Annotated in this window: 14 protein-coding genes and 1 riboswitch; of the genes, 9 read left to right on the top strand and 5 right to left on the bottom strand. The window is 40.6% G+C overall.

Annotation, left to right across the window (positions count from 1 at the left end; all coding sequences use genetic code 11):
- The first annotated feature begins 4 nt into the window (after nt 1–4).
- From AACV33_RS03295 to AACV33_RS03280, 4 genes are all read left to right on the top strand, one after another.
- Nucleotides 5–3,097 (top strand): tetrathionate reductase subunit A, encoded by a 3,093-nt coding sequence (locus tag AACV33_RS03295; RefSeq protein WP_065611764.1) that lies wholly within the window; start codon nt 5–7, stop codon nt 3,095–3,097.
- Between the two features lie 193 nt (nt 3,098–3,290).
- Entirely contained in the window at nt 3,291–3,911 is a 621-nt protein-coding gene (locus AACV33_RS03290) for a c-type cytochrome (protein WP_017023372.1), read from the top strand.
- A gap of 11 nt (nt 3,912–3,922) precedes the next feature.
- Nucleotides 3,923–4,957 (top strand): c-type cytochrome, encoded by a 1,035-nt coding sequence (locus tag AACV33_RS03285; protein WP_017023373.1) that lies wholly within the window; start codon nt 3,923–3,925, stop codon nt 4,955–4,957.
- A 177-nt stretch (nt 4,958–5,134) separates the two neighbouring features.
- On the top strand, nt 5,135–5,710 hold the full coding sequence (locus AACV33_RS03280) for a hypothetical protein (RefSeq protein WP_182699855.1): 576 nt from the start codon (nt 5,135–5,137) through the stop codon (nt 5,708–5,710).
- 61 nt (nt 5,711–5,771) lie between these two features.
- Here AACV33_RS03280 and AACV33_RS03275 read toward each other — a convergent pair whose 3' ends face one another.
- A complete protein-coding gene (locus AACV33_RS03275) occupies nt 5,772–6,893 on the bottom strand; it encodes a multidrug effflux MFS transporter (protein WP_182699854.1) in 1,122 nt (373 codons plus the stop codon).
- A gap of 98 nt (nt 6,894–6,991) precedes the next feature.
- On the opposite strand from AACV33_RS03275, the gene AACV33_RS03270 reads away from it, so the two are divergent.
- Complete coding sequence (locus AACV33_RS03270) at nt 6,992–7,756, top strand: AraC family transcriptional regulator (RefSeq protein WP_182699853.1); 765 nt, start codon at nt 6,992–6,994, stop codon at nt 7,754–7,756.
- Nucleotides 7,757–7,831: 75 nt separating this feature from the next.
- Here the strand turns inward: AACV33_RS03270 and AACV33_RS03265 are convergent, their stop codons facing one another.
- Entirely contained in the window at nt 7,832–8,218 is a 387-nt protein-coding gene (locus AACV33_RS03265) for a thiol-disulfide oxidoreductase DCC family protein (RefSeq protein ID WP_023604221.1), read from the bottom strand.
- A gap of 286 nt (nt 8,219–8,504) precedes the next feature.
- Between AACV33_RS03265 and AACV33_RS03260 the strand changes: the two genes are divergently transcribed.
- Both AACV33_RS03260 and AACV33_RS03255 read left to right on the top strand, forming a co-directional pair.
- Nucleotides 8,505–10,031, top strand: a complete 1,527-nt coding sequence (locus tag AACV33_RS03260; protein WP_182699852.1) for a YjjI family glycine radical enzyme — start codon at nt 8,505–8,507, stop codon at nt 10,029–10,031.
- An 8-nt stretch (nt 10,032–10,039) separates the two neighbouring features.
- A complete protein-coding gene (locus AACV33_RS03255) occupies nt 10,040–10,945 on the top strand; it encodes a YjjW family glycine radical enzyme activase (RefSeq protein ID WP_182699851.1) in 906 nt (301 codons plus the stop codon).
- Between the two features lie 43 nt (nt 10,946–10,988).
- On the opposite strand, the gene AACV33_RS03250 is transcribed toward AACV33_RS03255, so the two are convergent.
- Together AACV33_RS03250 and AACV33_RS03245 are read right to left on the bottom strand one after the other, a co-directional pair.
- Complete coding sequence (locus AACV33_RS03250) at nt 10,989–11,753, bottom strand: class I SAM-dependent methyltransferase (protein WP_065611768.1); 765 nt, start codon at nt 11,751–11,753, stop codon at nt 10,989–10,991.
- A gap of 87 nt (nt 11,754–11,840) precedes the next feature.
- Nucleotides 11,841–12,749, bottom strand: a complete 909-nt coding sequence (locus tag AACV33_RS03245) for a LysR family transcriptional regulator (protein WP_065611769.1) — start codon at nt 12,747–12,749, stop codon at nt 11,841–11,843.
- Between the two features lie 160 nt (nt 12,750–12,909).
- Nucleotides 12,910–13,039, top strand: a riboswitch (yybP-ykoY riboswitch).
- Nucleotides 13,040–13,132: 93 nt separating this feature from the next.
- Here AACV33_RS03245 and AACV33_RS03240 point away from each other — a divergent pair.
- Nucleotides 13,133–13,690: a TMEM165/GDT1 family protein gene (locus AACV33_RS03240; protein WP_026025609.1), complete on the top strand. Its 558-nt coding sequence runs from the start codon at nt 13,133–13,135 to the stop codon at nt 13,688–13,690.
- Nucleotides 13,691–13,885: 195 nt separating this feature from the next.
- Nucleotides 13,886–14,608 carry an oxygen-insensitive NADPH nitroreductase gene (gene nfsA / locus AACV33_RS03235; protein ID WP_017023383.1) on the top strand — a complete coding sequence of 241 codons (723 nt, stop codon included), beginning with the start codon at nt 13,886–13,888 and terminating at the stop codon, nt 14,606–14,608.
- A gap of 40 nt (nt 14,609–14,648) precedes the next feature.
- Here the strand turns inward: nfsA and AACV33_RS03230 are convergent, their stop codons facing one another.
- Nucleotides 14,649–15,635 (bottom strand): zinc transporter ZntB, encoded by a 987-nt coding sequence (locus AACV33_RS03230; RefSeq protein ID WP_182699850.1) that lies wholly within the window; start codon nt 15,633–15,635, stop codon nt 14,649–14,651.
- Nucleotides 15,636–15,658 lie beyond the last annotated feature (23 nt).

Below are 15,658 nucleotides of genomic sequence, written 5' to 3'. Positions count from 1 at the left end.
GAACATGGATAACAAACGTCGTCAGTTTTTAAAATCAGGTCTTGCTGTTGGTGGTGTTGGTGCTTTTGCGGCAGGCTATGCAACAACAGCAAAACACATGGCTCATGGGGTGATTGAAGGCACCGCAGGTAAGAAAACCAACCACATTCATCATGGTAATTCATTAGAACCAGAATACACGGTGACAGAGGAAGGGAAATTTATCCCTAATCCAAAGCAACGTGTTGCCCCTTCAATGTGTTTTGGTTGTTGGACATTATGTGGCCTACGCGTCCGTATTGATAATGACAGCGATAAGATCTTACGTATCTCTGGCAATCCGTATCATCCATTATCACACGAGCAGCAAATCCCATTCAATACGTCAGTAAAAGACGCGTACATTGGCTTAGCTGGAGAAACTGGCATTGCAGGTCGCTCTACGGCGTGTGCCCGTGGTAATGGCATGATGGAAATTCGCAACAGTCCGTATCGTATTACTCAACCATTAAAACGTGTCGGTAAACGTGGTGAAGGAAAATGGGTGCCCATCAGTTATGAACAATTACTTGAAGAAGTGATTGAAGGAGGCGATTTATTTGGTGAAGGTCATGTTGAAGGATTACGCGCTATTCGAGATCTAAAAACACCTGTTGATCCTAATAACCCAGAATACGGCCCAAAGGCCAATCAACTGTTAGTCACCAACGCGGGTAACGAAGGTCGTGATGACATTTTAAAACGCTTTGCTTTCAACAGTTATGGTACACGTAATTTTGGTCATCATGGTTCATATTGTGGTTATGCTTTCCGCGCAGGCTCTGGCGCATTAATGAATGATCTCGACAAGTTCGCTCACGTAAAACCGGATTTAGAACACACCGAATTTGCAATCTTTATTGGTATGTCGCCAGCCCAAGCCGGTAATCCATTTAAACGTCAGGCTCGCCAATTGGCCGCTGCTCGTACTCGTGGTAATTTTGAATACACGATTATCACACCAAGCTTACCGGCTGGTTCATCAAGCCTAGCGGCGGGTGATAACAACCGTTGGATGCCAATTAACTCAGGCACAGATTCCGCTTTAGTGCTAGGTATGATCCAATGGATCATCACTAACGAGCGTTACAATCACACCTTCTTAGCGCAACCAAGTGTGAATGCAATGAAAAACGCAGGCACTGCTCATTGGTGTAATGCCACTCATCTTGTTATTAGCGATGAATCTCATCCTAGAAATGGCGCATTCTTACGTGCGTCTGAAATGGGATTAGCGTATGAAGGCGAAGCGCTGTCTGACAGTGATCCTTATGTGATTATTGATGCAGAAACGAAGCAGTTAGCCATCAATACACAGAACCAACCAGCGATGTTATTTGTAAGCCAACAAGTAGAAACCATCACTGGCACCGTCACCGTTAAGTCATCATTACAACGCTTAAAAGAAGAAGCGTTTAAATATGACTTGGCGTTCTACAGTGAGCAATGCGGGATCTCAGAAGATGAGATCATTGCATTAGCCACTAAATTTACCAGTCATGGAACTAAAGCTGTCGTCGATACCCACGGCGGTAACATGCACAGTAATGGCTTTTATAACGCTTACACCATTTTGATGTTGAATGCCCTTATCGGTAACATCAATTTAAAAGGTGGAACGATGGCAAAAGCAGGCGGTTACCCTACGTCAGCGGAAGGTCCACGTTATAACTTTGCAAAATTCTCAGGTAAGGTTAAACCACAAGGCGTTTTCTTATCTCGCAGTAAATTCCCATACCAGAAAACCAGTGAATACAAACGTAAAATAGCGGCAGGCCAATCGCCTTACCCAACTCGCTCACCTTGGTACCCTATTTCTGCTCCGTTACTGACAGAGCATTTGTCAGCGGCGATTGATGGTTATCCATACCGTGCAAAAGCATGGATAAACCACATGGCAAACCCGCTTTATGGCGTTCCTGGATTAGATAATTTATTAAGCGATAAAATCAAAGATCCAAAACAATTGGGATTGATTGTCTCTGTTGATGCCTTCATTAACGAAACCACAGCACTATCTGATTACTTAGTACCCGATACCGTTACTTATGAAAGCTGGGGAATGGCAACACCTTGGCATGGCGTACCAACAAAAGCCGTCACAGCTCGTTGGCCTATTGTTGAACCATTAACAGAAAAAACGGCTGATGGTCGCACTATCAATCTTGAAAACTTCTTTATTGATATTGCAAAACAGATGGATCTTGGTGGCTTTGGGGATAACGCGATTTCAGATGCAAACGGCAACTGGCATGGCATTCATTGTGCGGAAGATTTCTATTTACGTTCAGCGGCTAACCTTGCTTATGTGGCCAATGGCGTACCAACCGCCACCGCAGAAGACATGGTGTTGTCAGGGTTAGAACGATTACTACCAGACATGCAACGAGTTTTATCGCCAGAAGAATTAGGCAAAGTAGCCTATATTTTTGCTCGCGGTGGGCGTTTTGAAGACGCAACAGAAGCGTACAAAAACGATGAAATGAAATACAAATGGAAAAAACCATTAGCAATTTGGAACGAGAAACTCGGCACCTCTCGCAACACCATGACAGGTGAGCAATACAGTGGTTGCCCTACGTGGTATCCACAAAAGCTCGCTGATGGCACACCGTTAAGTGATAAATACCCAAAATCAGAATGGCCATTTACGTTAACTAACTTTAAATCTAACATTCACAGCGCGGTGTCTAACTTATCTCCTCGCTTAAATTCAATTAAAGGCGTAAACCCTGTTTATATTCATCCGGCAGACGCACAAAAACTCGGCGTTAAAACTGGCGATGTATTCACAATAACCACACCAAGCAGCTCAACCAACGCGTTAGCGATGTTAGTAGATGGTATTCAACGTGGCACCCTAGGCTTTGAACATGGGTTTGGTCATAAAGAATTAGGCGAACGTGCCCATTGGATTGGCGATACTCAACAACCGGTAAAGTTAAAATCAAACGACGGCGTGAATATTAATGACATTGGCTTGATAGACCCAACTCGTGAAGGCAAAGGCGTTTTACTTGATTGGGTGGTTGGTGCAGCAGCAAGACAAGCGCTTCCTGCTAAAATCAGTCTAAGCTAGCAATTCACTTAAATACGATGACTGGTGTGCTCTACACACCAGTTATTATTCCGTTCTATGAATAAAAATAAGCCCATTCATATCACACGCTGCATAATAAATGTGGAAAACCACAATACCCAAGACTATAAATAATATTGATAATAAAAAGAAAATATCCCTAAAAAAATAAAGTAATTTTTGTGGAGCGAATATGTCATTAACCAGAATAGTTCAAGGCAGCATGGGGTTAGGGGTTTTGCTTCTATCCATCAGCTCAGCCTTTGCAGCACCAATTCCACCCGCAGCAACCGTATGTACCAGTTGCCATATGCCCACCGGCATGGGCTTACCTAACATGGCCCCTATGATTGCAGGGAAAAACGCGGAATACCTTACTCGTCAAATCGATTTATTCATTGCAGGCGAGCGTAGCGACCCTCTGATGACACCAATGGCTGGCCTCATTTCTGATCCAAAAAAGAAAGCCGAAGCCATTAATTACTTCGCTTCTTTATCTGCTCCTGAAATTAAAAATCCAGAACACCGCGGCGACCATGCCATTATCGAAGACCCTGCTCGTAAGCTCGTTTACCAAGGTGATTGGGATCGTAATATTCCAGCCTGCTCTACTTGTCACGGTGCCAGTGGCATTGGGGTACAAGATTTTCCTCGCTTAGCAAATCAACATCCTGATTATCTTGAAGAACAATTAAAAGCATGGAAAAACAAAACCCGCTCAGGTGATCACAATGACGTGATGGGCAGTATCGCACGACAACTCACAGATACTGAGATCTCGCAATTATCTCAATACTTTGCCAACGTGAAATAAGGATGATGACAATGAAAAAATACCTAATCACTCTGGCTGCCGCAACGTTATTATCAAATAACGTTTTAGCAAATACTGATTTACCAGACAAACAAGCAGAATTACCGGCCCATCCAAAAACAGAAAAGTCTGATCACTTAGTTCCACGTGATTTCAGTACGATCCCGAACACCCCTTTTGGTGACAAAGTTAAACAAGGTTATTCTCTATTTGTAAACACGCAAACCTTGCAAGGCAAATACGTTAATAACCAACAGAATTGCGTAAACTGCCATATGCAAGCCGGGATGAAAGCCGATTCAGCGCCACTTTGGGGGGCATTCATGGCCTACCCTGCTTATCGCTCGAAAAATGACAAAGTAAACACCTACGCAGAACGTATTCAAGGGTGTTTCACTTATTCCATGAACGGTACCGCTCCGCCAACAGACTCACCTGAATTAGTCGCATTAAGTGCGTATTCCTACTGGTTAGCCATGGGGGGGTTATTAGACAAATATGGAATGCAAGATACCCCTATTCCTGAGTTATCCGATACCGCAGTTCAACTTGGTGGTAATGATGAAACGTTCATCTTACCTACTGAGATGATGAAAGATTTACCCGCAGGAAAACGAGGGAAATTAGCTGGTCGTAGTTTCCCAAAACTAGATAAACCGGAGCAAGCCCCTTCTATTGAGCGTGGCGAGATCGTTTACAACACTACGTGTGCAAGCTGTCATGGTGCCAATGGCGAAGGCATTAGAGATCACGGCGTGCAATCTTTCCCACCACTATGGGGCAAAGACTCATTTAACTGGGGAGCAGGCATGCACCGTGTTAATACCGCCGCTTTCTTTATTTATGAAAACATGCCACTTGGAAAAAGTATTCAGATCACTAAACAAGAAGCATGGGATGTTGCTGCCTTCATGAACAGTCATGAACGCCCTCAAGATCCTCGCTTTACAGGTGACTTAAAAGCAAACCAAGAGAAATACCATAACCACCAAGGCTACTACGGTAAAACCGTAAACGGAAAAGTATTAGGCGAACATTCATTTTAATAAAAATGCCTAATTAACATTATAAATAGCAACGTCTATTGGCTAAATAAACAAAGCCCTTATTGCTTCGGTAATAAGGGCTTTTTATTGTGATTTTGTTAACAGGATCTCTGTTAATTGACACCGAATACGCTATATTGCCGCAAAACGTCAACCTTATTGATAATTGAGTCCATAATGAAATTCAGCGTTAACACATTAGTTATTTCTGCTCTCTTTGCTTCTTTTTCTGCTTTTTCTGCTCCTGTTGAATTTCAGAAGATCCCAGAGATCATGACAAAATTCGAATCTGCTCAGCTGTTTGTAAAAAGCTCACCAACCTTAGGCCGATTACCAAAAACCTCTGAACTAGGCAAACAGTTCCCTACTTATGTGTCTGATGGCAAAGGCGGTTATCACCTAGAAACAAGCAATACGATGATCAAAGAGGTTGTTGTCGCTAGAATGCCAACCGCGGTTGTCGATGATATCTATAACGAATGGTTAGTACCTCAAGACGTATGGAAAGGCACTTATGGCGCTCTTCCTATCTCAACAGAGTTCGCATCGTTTAAACGAATCAAAAGCATTAAAGCCATCAAAATAGATGACGAAATGTTAACACTGATGGGCAGTGACGATGGTAAAACTGCGACCATTAAAGTGAGCTGGGACGATAAAGGAATGACAGTCTACAAAGACGGTTACCTTGCCGATTATGAATATGGCATCGCACCAGAAGAAATGAAAGAAAACTACGAACTGGCAAAATAAAATAACCAAAGCAATAAAAAAAGAGAGGCTATTATCACCTCTCTTTTTATTCATAATCCATTTATTCCCTAGATAACAACATAGTTCCAGCCAATAACGACATTGCTATTAGTACTAACCCTAAATTTCCAATCACACCAGCAAGCCCTAATCCCCCACCAATTAAACTGTAATACAACAACCCTAATACCGCGCCTGCCGTGCCTACTTGGTGTTTATAATTAACTAATGCTGTACTAAATATATTAGGGCTTGCCATACCAAACCCCACCACAACCATAGCCATTCCGACTAAAAACCAAAGACTATCTTGATAAAAACATACCTGAACGGCCCCCATAAAACTGAGTAACACCGCAATCTGAATCAATCGCTGGGAACCCCATTCTTTTGCTAACAAGTGCTTATTCATCGAGCTTCCTATAACGGACGCGCTCGCCAATATCACTCCACTGTAACCAAATTCAATCGAACTTAAGCCAAACTGACTAAACATAAATGGCGCTAAAGAATAATAGCTAAACATCATGACATTAAAGCAAGCAACCAAAATCGCACTTTTCCAAATATCCCCATCTTTAAGCATTGCCTTAAAAATACTCATAAAACTGACGGTTTGAATGTGAGCAGGTTTAGTTTCAGGTAAAGAAAAGGCCGATACAGTCAGTAATATAAAAGCCATGAAAAGCAGTAAACTAAACACCACTAAGTGCCCAAAATATTCAGAAAGAAATCCGCCTAACAGTAAACCAACAACGGGACTGATCGATACAGCAACGATTGCTAATGAAAACACTTTTCCTAACTCTTTGCCTTCATAACTATCACGTAATATCGTTTGTCCAATAACAGAGCCTACTGCCGCTCCAAACGCTGAAATAACACGTGCAATTAATACCATATCAAAATCAGTTGCCATGATGGCTAACAAACAACCAACGCCATAAGTCAATAAACCACACAGCATGGATTTTCTACGTCCAATCACATCAGAAACCCGCCCCCAAAAAACAACGCCCACAGCAAAAGCAATAAAGTAAATAGACAAGGTTTGACTGGCGCTTGCCATTGATACGCCAAAATAATCGACTAGGTGAGGCAATACTGGACTGTAAATGGTTTCAATAATTTGAGGGAACATCAACAGTATGATGATCAGTCCCATATGAGGTTTTTTATTCATATTATTCTCTTCTAAAATTGGAATAAGAGAAGTATATGGACTTCATTTGTGTTCAAATATCAACAATAGAACAATAAACATCAAAATAAGGACAAACCATGCTAATCGATGACAACACTCCTTTTTATGTTGATGACATGCCTTATCCTTTTGTTGGTATTGCCGCCCAAGTCGGCAGACACGATTCAGGCATGCACATACACAACCGCGCACAATTGTTGTTTGCCCCACATGGCTGCATAAGTATTACGCTCGACGGGCTGCATTGTGTATTACCGCCAACCAAAGTTGCTTGGATTCCTGCGGGGATTGAACATTGCGCTACCATGACCAATGTCGTTGCCTATCGTTCTCTTTATTTTGATCCTCTCGCTATCGATAATTTACCAACAGAACTGAGTATTTTTAGCGTCACACCATTATTAAAGGAATTGATTGAACGAATGGCCTTTTGGGATTGGGATAAACCCAGCGAAGAGCAAAAAAACACATTGGCATTATGTTGCGAAGAACTTTTTCACGCAGAAAAGAATAAACTCACACTGCCTTTACCCAAAGATAAACGATTAGCATTGTGGTTAGAAAAAGTAAAACAAGGAACACTGTTACCTCAACCATTGAATGAAATGGCAAAGCATATTGGGGCAAGCAGCAAAACCATTAGCCGATTATTCATAAAAGAAACCGGGATGCCTTACCAAGCGTGGCGTCAACAATGGCGACTGCTCACTGCGATTGAACAATTATCAGAGAAAAAGAGTGTCTCTGTTGTCGCCCACGCGTTAGAATTTTCTAGTGACAGTGCGTTTATTCATTTCTTTAAGCAACACACTGGAGAAACCCCGACTCATTATATTAAGTGAGGTAAATGGCAGTGAACGTTTGATTCAATAATCGATTGAATATCTCATGTGATAGGCTTTGTCATCTAATTTTGATTATTTTGAGCAGCTATTTCCGTTACAACGCGAAGTCCCTGTAAGCCAATAAGAGACACGATAACGGTTTCTAGCAAAGCGAAGATAACACCAATCAGCAAGTGTCTTAATACCCGGCCAACGTAGAGGCGCATAAAGCCAACCTTTACCGACTAATCTCCATGCCTCATACGTAACATCGAGCCCTAAAAGCAGTTCACCTTTGGCGTTTAATGCATGTAACACAGTATTCGCGGCTGTGGCGTCAATTTGAGGGTATTCCGAAAAGTCTTCACTATAGATATCAATGGTTTTAATCTTGTTTTCTTTATCTTCCTTGGTGAGAGCTCCCATTTCTCTTGCACACAATGGACAGGTTCCATCATAAAAAATCGTTAACTGATGCATTATAGATCCCTATTTTTTAGTCTTACTACACTCTACGTTATTCACTGTTTTTTAGATCAAAATATCCACAAAGAGTATCATCAAAACACATTTGTTCCTTATCTCTTTGGCAAGATCGTTAATTGAACATTTACCGGCGACGTGACTCTCTACATATTATGCACATCTATATTATTTTTATCTCTTCGTTATTTCCAAAAAAGAAAAGACTATTTGCTTTAATTTCACTAACTGAAAATTAGTTATTCACCTAAAATAAACCCATACTAATTAAAAGGGTTTTATCATGAGTCAATCACGCTTTTATAGCATCATCACAGATGCCAACCTGTCTCCAAAACAAAAATCACAATATTTGGCATTAGAAGCAGAGGCAAGCTTACCTTATATGGAGATTGACTCAGACACTCAGCAAGCTCTAAAAGATGGCGTGTTATGCGACATGTTTGAAGGTCACGCCCCTTATAAACCTCGCTATGTATTGCCAGATTACGCAAAGTTTTTAGCTCAAGGTTCTGAATTCCTAGAGTTGAATCCTGCCGAAGATTTTGATGATGCATTAAATTTACTCACTATTTTGTATCATCATGTCCCTTCTGTTACCTCTATCCCTGTTTATCTTGGCCAACTTGATACTGTACTTCTGCCTTACGTTGGTGCCCTTAGTGATGAAGAAATTTACCACAAAATAAAACGTTTCTGGATAATGCTAGATCGCACGCTTCCAGATGCTTTCATGCACGTAAATATTGGTCCAACAGACAATATTATTTGTCGTACTATCTTGCGTGTTGATGCTGAATTAAAGCAAATCGCACCAAACCTAACTTTTATGTATGACGCAGACGTTACGCCTGATGACTTGCTTCGTCACGCCGCATCAAACATTTGTGAATGCAGCAAACCACACATCGCAAACTATCCTGTTCATGCTAAGGCATACCACAATACAGGCTTTGGTATCGTAAGTTGCTACAACTCATTACCTCTTGCTGGTGGATCAAATACGTTAGTGCGTATGAACTTGAAAGAAGCCGCAAATAAAGCAGAAAATAAAGCAGATTTTATTGAAAACGTTCTGCCTCACTACTGCCAAATTATGTTTGGTTTAATGGACACGCGCAGCGAATTCTTACATAAGAAATCGAACTTCTTTGAAGGTTTCTTAACGAAAGAAGGCTTAATCCATGAAGACCGTTTTGCACCAATGTTTGGTATTTATGGCATGGCAGAAGCCGTAAATATTTTACTTGAGAAAGAAAGCATTACCGCAAAATATGGCCACGATGACGTCGCGAACCAATTAGGTCACGCTATCTCTAAACAGCTTTCTGAAATTGTTGATGCGACTGACGTAAAATACGGTTACCACGGCAAAGCATTGCTTCATGCTCAAGGTGGCATTAGCTTAGATATTGATGTAACTCCTGGTGTTCGTATTCCTTATGGTACAGAACCAGATCCAGTGTCTTATGTGCAAGCAACCGCTGGGCATCATCAATATTACACATCAGGCATCAGTGATATTTTAACGATTGATGAAACCGTTAAATCAAACCCAGAAGCGATGTTTAACCTAGCGAAAGGGGCTCTTCAATCTGGCTACCGTGAATTTACAGCAAACGTTGCATCAAATGATTTAGTTCGTGTGACTGGCTATATGATCAAGTTGTCTGATATTGCAAAATTTGACGATGAAGGTTCTCGCACTAATACCACATTCTTAGGTGCCGAAGCGGCAAAGAACACGGGAATATTAAATCGTAAGCCACGTGTAGCGGCATTAGAAATCACACCAACTTACGCAGAATAGTTCATATTATGGTAAACGCTTCCCCATTAAGCAGCGATACCATCAACTATGATAAAACAGGAATGGTCAGCAAAGTGCTGACCTTTTCTTGTGTTGATGGCCCTGGCAACCGCCTTGTGATCTTTCTACAAGGCTGTAACTACGATTGCATTACTTGTCACAATCCTCATACCATTAATCACTGTGATCATTGCGGTGACTGTGTTGAGCCTTGCCCTACAGGTGCATTAACATTTGATTCGCAGAAAAAAGTTATTTGGAATGAATCTCTGTGTACCCAATGTGATAACTGCATTGATGTGTGCCCAAGTAAATCGAATCCAAAAATCATCACGTATTCGGTTCAAACACTAATTGAGCTAACAAAAAGACACTCTCCTTTTTTAAGTGGCGTAACTATCTCAGGGGGTGAAGCAACGCTTCAGTTGCCTTTTATTATTGAGTACTTTAAAGCAATTAAGACCACCCCATCATTAAGCCACTTAACCTGTTTTATCGACAGTAATGGCAGCTTATCAGAGCAAGGTTGGACAAAAGTATTGCCTTATCTTGATGGCACAATGATTGATTTAAAAGCATGGCAGAACGACACGCATTTATGGTTGGTCGGCAGAGAAAATCACCGTGTATTACACTCCATCAATTTTTTACAACAACATAATAAATTGCATGAAGTTCGCTTGTTGTATATCCCCAATAAAACCGATTTACTCACCGAAATAGACGCGATTAGTGCGTACTTAAAAACATTACCAGAATACATTCAAATTCGACTGAATGCATTTCAGCATCATGGTGTGGTTGGTGAAGCGCTAACATGGGATAAGTGCAGTGAAACACAAATGAATGAATTTGAGGCGAGTTTAGTAAAACAATTAGGGCGAAGCGTTATCACCCCTTCGGTTTATACTTAAAATTACGGATCTCACTAGAGATCCACATTTTATTTAAATACAGTTACTTAGAAAACACCGCGGTTAAGTATCGATTATTTAACCCTTTGGTTAATATCGACTGCACTCTAAAAAACAACGCACTTGGCTTTTTAACGTAATGTTTAATGATGTTTCGACCGACACCTTGAGAGCGATTTTCTTTCGACTCTTTTTTAGAAAAAAGCCCTTTAAATTCCCAATACTGGATCTGCTCAAACGTTTCACCTGCTTGGTAATCAGAGGCAGAAAACAAACGATAAAAAGAAGCAACCGTAAAATCATGCAGATGATGTGGATTACCATCAACCGTTGGCGTTGTAGGTACAGACGCGATCATCACCCCTTTATCGCTTAATTGTGTCAATAGATGCGTCACCATTTTTTGAGGTTCAGGAACGTGCTCAATGGTTTCTAAACTAATAATGGTATCGAATGTATGTGCTGAATCATCCATTTTTTTCAGAGTGAAACTCATACCATTACCGCACTCATAGCGAAGGTTATCTGCTTGATAATGTATTTTTGCGTATTCAACGGCTTTAGGATCAACATCTACACCAACAAATTGTTTGTCTGGATGCGCTTCTGCCATTAATGCCGTTCCGTAACCACAACCACACGCGATGTCTAGAATGTCGGTTCCGTGTAATTGTTCCGAGGCAAATTGATAACGTTCTAAATGAATATCCAATACCTCTTGATGACTTTTTTCATCTCGATTGAGCTGCTTTGGATAAATACGCTCTAATGAGTGTTCTGCAATACTATTTTCTTGTTGTAAATCCATGTGAACACCTTGGTAAATAGAGTCTATATCATGTCATATCGATGAAAGAGAAAGGTTAACATTATTTCTCTTTTTATATTGGTTCTTCTAATTCTTTATCCGATTCAATAACCAATTCAACGCTTGGTCATTCAAACTTAACTTATTATAAACCACACTGTAAACAACCTGTCCGTAACCAAAAGGCAGTGGTTTTTCAATTAAATCTTGCGCTTGTTTTGCTACTTCAAACCACTTTTTAGAACAGGTAAATAAAAAATCAGAATGATGGCACATCGCCGCCGCACTGCCAAAATCAGCCACTGACATTGCCATGTTTCTCGGTTGATGTTGCTGCGTTAGCAACTGCTCAAAATAAGGCTGATTTAATTCTTTATCAAAAATACCAATGTGCTTATACGTTAAGTAATTCTCAACCGTAAGGGGTTTTGTCGCTAATGGATGATTTGATTTCATTAAGCACACCATTTCATCGTCAATCACGGTTTCCCACACTAACTGCTTTTCATTCGTCGGTGGCTGACTTTTATCATGCGGTAGAATAATGGCATCCACTTGCCCACTCAAGAGCGCATCGAAACCAAGTTGTTCTTTAGAGTGAATATCAATGTGAGCATGAGGCGCTTGATTGGATAAAATATCACTGATAATCGGCGCAAAAATTTCAAGCGTACTCTCACGCATAGACAATGAAAACTTCCCCGTAAATGCCTTTGGTTCAAAAGATGACTGATTCAACAATCCATTCATATTGTTTAAAATAAGGTGAACTGTCGGCCCCACTTTTAACGCAAAAGCCGTTGGGATAAGTTGCGTACCATCGCGATAAAAAAGCTCATCACCAAGTAATGATCGTAATTGCGATAACGTTTTACTGACACTCGATGGACTCATGCATAAAATTTCAGCGCTTTGAGTAACACTGTGGGTAGACAGCATTACATGCAGAGCCGTCAGTTGCTTAAAATTAATACGAGAGAGTTGAATAAGATCCATAGCGCCAGTTACATAAGGTGATTGAATGGAACGGATTATAATACGAACCTATAGAAATAGATGCGAAAAAAATGCCACGATGACATGCACAAACTGCATAATTTACACTTTCTAACAATACCCTGACTTGAATCTAGAAGACGATTCCCCTATTATCACGCCCTTACTCTTTGGGGAGTAGCCCGCTTTCTTGTTTTAATTGCTTAGGCAAAATAAGCAGAAAGTTCGTATATCAACATAATTGATGCAAAATCATCATGGTATACGAGACAAGCATGAGCAGCTTGTTCGGCAAGACCTTAGATTAACATCACGAACCATTGGGTGGGCGTGAGGTTTTTCTATGGACTTATAATAATAATCCCGCCCAAATGAGTAATGTCGTGAGTGTACTAGCCATATCAATAACCACCGTCGCCTTAGCGGAAATCGGTGATAAAACCCAACTCCTCTCTTTACTGCTTGCCAGTAGATACCGAAAACCAATCCCTATTATTGCTGCGATCTTTTTTGCGACTCTGTTAAACCACACCTTAGCCGCCTATTTAGGGGTTGTCGTTGCCGATTACCTAACACCTGAAACCTTAAAGTGGGCTCTAATTATCAGCTTTGTCATAATGGCCGGTTGGGTCTTGATCCCAGATAAGTTGGATGATGACGAAAAAATCTCAAACCGAGGTCCTTTTGTTGCCAGTTTCATTGCCTTTTTCATTGCTGAAATTGGGGACAAAACTCAAATAGCCACTTCCATTTTAGGCGCTCAAAATGCCGATGCCCTTAGTTGGGTTATTCTGGGTACAACAATAGGTATGTTATTGGCGAATGTGCCCGTTGTTCTAATTGGTAAATTTTCTGCTGATAAGTTGCCATTAACCTTGATTCACCGCGTAACGGCAGTGATTTTCTTAGGGTTAGCCGTAGGCACTTTCTTCGGTATGTAATAGGTAAAGCATGAGTAGTGACTGATTTACTCATGCTTTTCACATAAGAAAACAATCATCTAATTATTGATAGAATATCGACTCTACCTTGAATTCTATCAATAAGACCTTATCTTTATATAAAGAGACCAGAGCTTCACACCTACATGCTCTATTAATCCTTATTTCAATCAGAATATTAATGATGGACTATTTATGAACCCAGTTATCGACACTATTTTAGATCACCGTTCAATCCGTGTTTTTACCAATGACCCTATCTCTAAAGTGCAATTAGATACCATCATTAGCGCAGGAATTGCCGCCTCTTCGTCAAGCTTGCTTCAAGTAAACTCAATTATTCGTATTACTGATATGGAAAAGAGAAAAGCACTAGTTGAACTTTCGGGCGGCCAGCCTTATGTTGAAGGTGCCGCTGAATTTCTGGTTTTTTGTATTGATTTTCAACGTCATCATGAAATGAATCCTGACGTAAAAGCAGAATACACAGAGCTAACACTGATTGGTGCTGTCGATGCCGGAATAATGGCACAAAACTGCTTACTCGCGGCAGAATCAATGGGCTTAGGTGGCGTGTATATTGGCGGCTTACGAACTCACGCTCAAGAAGTGGACGATTTACTTGAGTTGCCTCAACACACTGCGGTGTTATTTGGCATGTGCTTAGGTCATCCCGATCAAACGCCACAACAAAAACCACGCTTAAGCCCTGAGGTTATTGTTCATGAAAATACGTACAAGCCATTAGATAAAAACAAAATCCATGAATACGATGAAACCATGTTGCAGTATTACGCCACACGTAACAGCAATCAAAAACAAAGTTCATGGTCGGAGCAAATTACAAGCAAGTTATCTCAAGAATCACGCCCTCACATTAAAGGGTACTTAAATAACAAAGGTCTAGCGATTAAATAATAACGAGCATGAGTGCCGTCGAGTCACTCATGCTTTTCTTTTAAACCCATTTTCGCCAAAAGAACAAACCAACAAGCCCAAGAGAAATACCAATACAAATCAACGTTACAATCCAAAATGCGATGCTTGATTCAACCCCTGGCATTCCACCAACATTGATCCCCATTAAGCCAGTAAAGAAACTCAGTGGTAAAAAGATCGCCGCAATAAGCGTCAAAACATAAGATCGTTGGTTTATTTGCTCTGACATTTGATTACTGATTTCTTCTTGAATCATGCCCGATCTTTCTCTTAATGCATCAATATCTTCAATATGTCTAATTTGACGATCTGAAATGCTCCTTAAATTCAAACGATGCATATCATTTAACCAATCTAGAGGCTCGTTAATTAGCTTATTCATCGCTTCACGCTGTGGTGCAAGATAACGACGCATGCCAATACTTTGTTTTCTTATTTTAAGTAATGAACTTCGTATCTCCCTAAGATCATCGCCTTCTAAGGCTTCTTCTTGTATTAATAACTCATCTTCAAGATTATCGACCGTATCAGACATTTTTCTTACTATACGATCAATCCATTCAACCAAGAGATCGGGTATATCTTTAGGCCCATGACCTTCGTTTAAATGTTTTAGTATGTCTTGAGTAGAAAGTAGAATACGCTTACGGGTACTGACCATTCGTTTCCCATCAGTCCATACTCGCAATGAAACCATATCTTCCGGTTCGGCATTAGGGTTTAGGTTAATGCCTCGAAAAACAGCTAATAAGTTATTATTTCGACTTAAAATATGAGGACGGCTGTCTTCACTGAATAAACTGTCCAATACAATTTCGTTTAATTCTGTATTATCACTCAGCCACTGATGAATCTCTTCATCGGTATAATAGCAATGCAACCAAATATCTTCATTTCTAGCCCATACCTGACAACTCTCTTCCCAAGAAAGACTTTTCATTCCACCCTTGTTATCTAACACTATTCCATGAATAAAACCTTCGGGTGTTTTTTCTGTGCCATCCATAATTATCGACGTCCTACAGTGAC

Origin of the sequence: Aliivibrio sp. SR45-2 (assembly GCF_963890165.1) — a bacterium.
In the GTDB taxonomy this organism is placed as follows: domain Bacteria; phylum Pseudomonadota; class Gammaproteobacteria; order Enterobacterales; family Vibrionaceae; genus Aliivibrio; species Aliivibrio salmonicida.
Note: the sequence above shows the minus strand (reverse complement) of the source record. Positions and strands in the feature narration are given on the sequence as shown.